2 protein-coding genes and 2 pseudogenes are annotated in these 2536 nt (G+C 71.2%); 1 reads left to right on the plus strand and 3 read right to left on the minus strand.

All coding sequences use genetic code 11. From position 1 onward, the window contains the following. The first annotated feature begins 131 nt into the window (after positions 1–131). On the plus strand, positions 132–1418 hold the full coding sequence (locus tag GH736_RS20955; protein WP_159606762.1) for a low temperature requirement protein A: 1287 nt from the start codon (positions 132–134) through the stop codon (positions 1416–1418). A gap of 106 nt (positions 1419–1524) precedes the next feature. Here GH736_RS20955 and GH736_RS20960 read toward each other — a convergent pair whose 3' ends face one another. From GH736_RS20960 to GH736_RS20970, 3 genes and pseudogenes are all read right to left on the minus strand, one after another. Beyond that, complete coding sequence (locus GH736_RS20960) at positions 1525–1821, minus strand: SHOCT domain-containing protein (protein WP_159606764.1); 297 nt, start codon at positions 1819–1821, stop codon at positions 1525–1527. A gap of 130 nt (positions 1822–1951) precedes the next feature. Further along, positions 1952–2413 (minus strand): annotated as a pseudogene (locus tag GH736_RS20965) (LuxR C-terminal-related transcriptional regulator); the annotation flags it as partial. 32 nt (positions 2414–2445) lie between these two features. After that, positions 2446–2536, minus strand: a pseudogene (locus GH736_RS20970) (30S ribosomal protein S12); the annotation flags it as partial.

Here is a 2536-nt window from a genome sequence, read left to right on the forward strand (position 1 = left end):
GCTCTGCGGCGGCGGCGGACAGGGCGAGGCGCTGCTGCTCTCGCGCTGACCCAGCGCGACCTGCGAACCCTCGGCGCCTGTGGCAGCATGATGCGACGGGCGCCGCCGGTGCGCCCCGAGAGGGCCCCACCATGAGCGATCAGCAGACGCAGGACGCAGGCACCGCGGCATCCGCCCGGCCGCCGCTCGACCACCGCCTGCGCCGCATGGTCGGCCGGGATCCCAACGAGGCCCATCGCGCCTCCACGCCGCTCGAGCTGCTCTTCGACCTCACGTTCGTCGTCGCGTTCAGCCAGGCCGGGGCGCAGACCGCGCACCTGCTCGAGGTCGGCCACTGGATGCCGGCCATCGTCGGCTTCCTGTTCGCCGTCTTCGCGATCTGGTGGGCGTGGATCAACTACTCGTGGCTCGCATCGGCGTACGACAACGACGACGTCTTCTTCCGCGTGGCGACCATGGTGGAGATGCTCGGCGTGCTGATCCTCGCGCTGGGCCTCCCCGACCTCTTCCACTCGCTCGACGAGGGCGAGCACGTCGACAACGGCGTGGTCGTCGCCGGCTACGTCGTCATGCGCGTCGCCACCATCGCCCTCTGGCTGCGCGCCGCGAAACATGACGGCACCCGCCGCCGCACGGCGCTCACCTACGCCGTCTTCGTCTCGCTCGCCCAGCTCGGCTGGATCGCCGTCATCTTCGTCAACCTGCCGCTCGCCCCGACGCTCGCGATCACGGCGGCGCTCATCGCCTTCGAACTCGTCGGGCCGTACGTCGCCGAGCACGGACGCGAGGGCGGCACGCCCTGGCACGCGCACCACATCGCCGAGCGCTACGGGCTGCTCGTCATCATCACGCTCGGCGAGATCATCCTCGGCACGATCCTCGCGATCTCGGCCGTGATCGACGAGCAGGACTGGTCCGTCGAGGCCGTCACCGTGGCCTTCGGCGGCACGGCGCTCGCGTTCGGGCTCTGGTGGGTGTACTTCACCATGCCGTCGGGCAAGGTGCTGCAGCGCTACCGCGAACGCGGGTTCGTGTGGGGCTACCTCCACTACTTCATCTTCATCGCCCTCGCCGGCGCGGGAGCGGGCCTGCACGTGGCCGCCTACGAGATCGAGGGCGTCGCGCACATCGGCCTCGTGCCGGCGCTGCTCACCGTGGTCGTGCCCGTGGCTGTCTTCATGGTCGCGCTGTTCACCATCTACTCGCTGCTGCTGCGGCAGTTCGACCCGTTCCACATCTGGCTCTTCATCGGCAGCCTCCTGGTGGTCGTCGCCGCCGTCGCCGCCGTGGCCGCCGGAGCGACCTTCGGCGTGGGCATCCTCATCACGGCGGCTGCGCCGTTCGTCGTCGTGGTCGGCTACGAGACGGTCGGCCACCGGCACCAGGCGGCCGCGCTGCGTCGCGCGCTCGGGGACTGACCGCCGGCCCGAGCCGGCTGCACGCGGGTCACGGCATGTCGCGGCATCCGGGCATGCGACGAGGGGCGGATGCCGCGGCATCCGCCCCTCGGGTGGAGATCCGGCGCTAGGCGTTCGGGCGATTCGCGCGCAGCACCTCGAGGCGCGCGCGGTACTCGACCTCGTCGATGTCGCCCTTCGCGAAGCGCTCGGCGAGCGTGGACTCGGCGCTGCCGCCGCGCGCCCACGGCGGACCGTACGATCCGTCGGCCCAGGCGCGGCGGCGACCGCGGGTCACGAGGAAGATGATCAGTCCGATCACGAGGAACCAGAAGATCGGGATGAGGAAGAAGACCCATCCGAACCCGGCCGCCCAGGGGCCGGCGTGGGTGACGACCGCGGTCGTCGCGAGGGTGGCGAGCATGATGTGTTCCCTTGGTTCGCGCGGCCCGGGAGTGGACCGTCGAACCCATGCTCGCCGGGCCCGGGCATCGGCGAATCCGCCCCGCGGAGACACCTGCGCTGCTCCCCTGGGAGCATGGCGGATGCCGCGCCTACTCCTGCCAGCCCGGGGCCACGAGCCCCGACTCGTAGGCGACGACCACCAGCTGCACGCGGTCCCGGGCGTGCAGCTTCGCCATGATCCGCGACACGTGCGTCTTCGCGGTGAGCGGGGAGAGCACCAGTCGCTCGGCGATCTCATCGTTCGTGAGGCCCTGGCCGACGAGCCGCAGCACCTCGCGCTCGCGCTCGGTGAGTGCGTCGAGCCGTGCGCCGTCGGGCGCATCACGGAGCCCGACCGCCATCCGCTCGAGCAGGCGCTTCGTGACACCAGGGGAGAGCAGCGCCTCGCCGCTCGCGACGACTCGCACCGCGCGGATGAGGTCGACGGGTTCGGTGTCCTTCACGAGGAATCCGCTCGCCCCCGCCCGGATCGCCCGGGCGACGTACTCGTCGAGCTCGAACGTGGTGACGATGACGACGTGCACGCCGGCGAGGGCCGGGTCGGCGGCGACGGGGCGCTTCGGAGCGGGTCCCTTGCGAGGCATTACTTCTTCTCCATCTTCGCGCCGTAGCGGCTACGAGCCTGCTTGCGGTTCTTGACGGCCTGCGTGTCGAGCGCGCCGCGGATGATCTTG

The sequence above is a fragment of the Agromyces humi genome, assembly GCF_009720255.1.
Lineage (GTDB): Bacteria > Actinomycetota > Actinomycetes > Actinomycetales > Microbacteriaceae > Agromyces > Agromyces humi.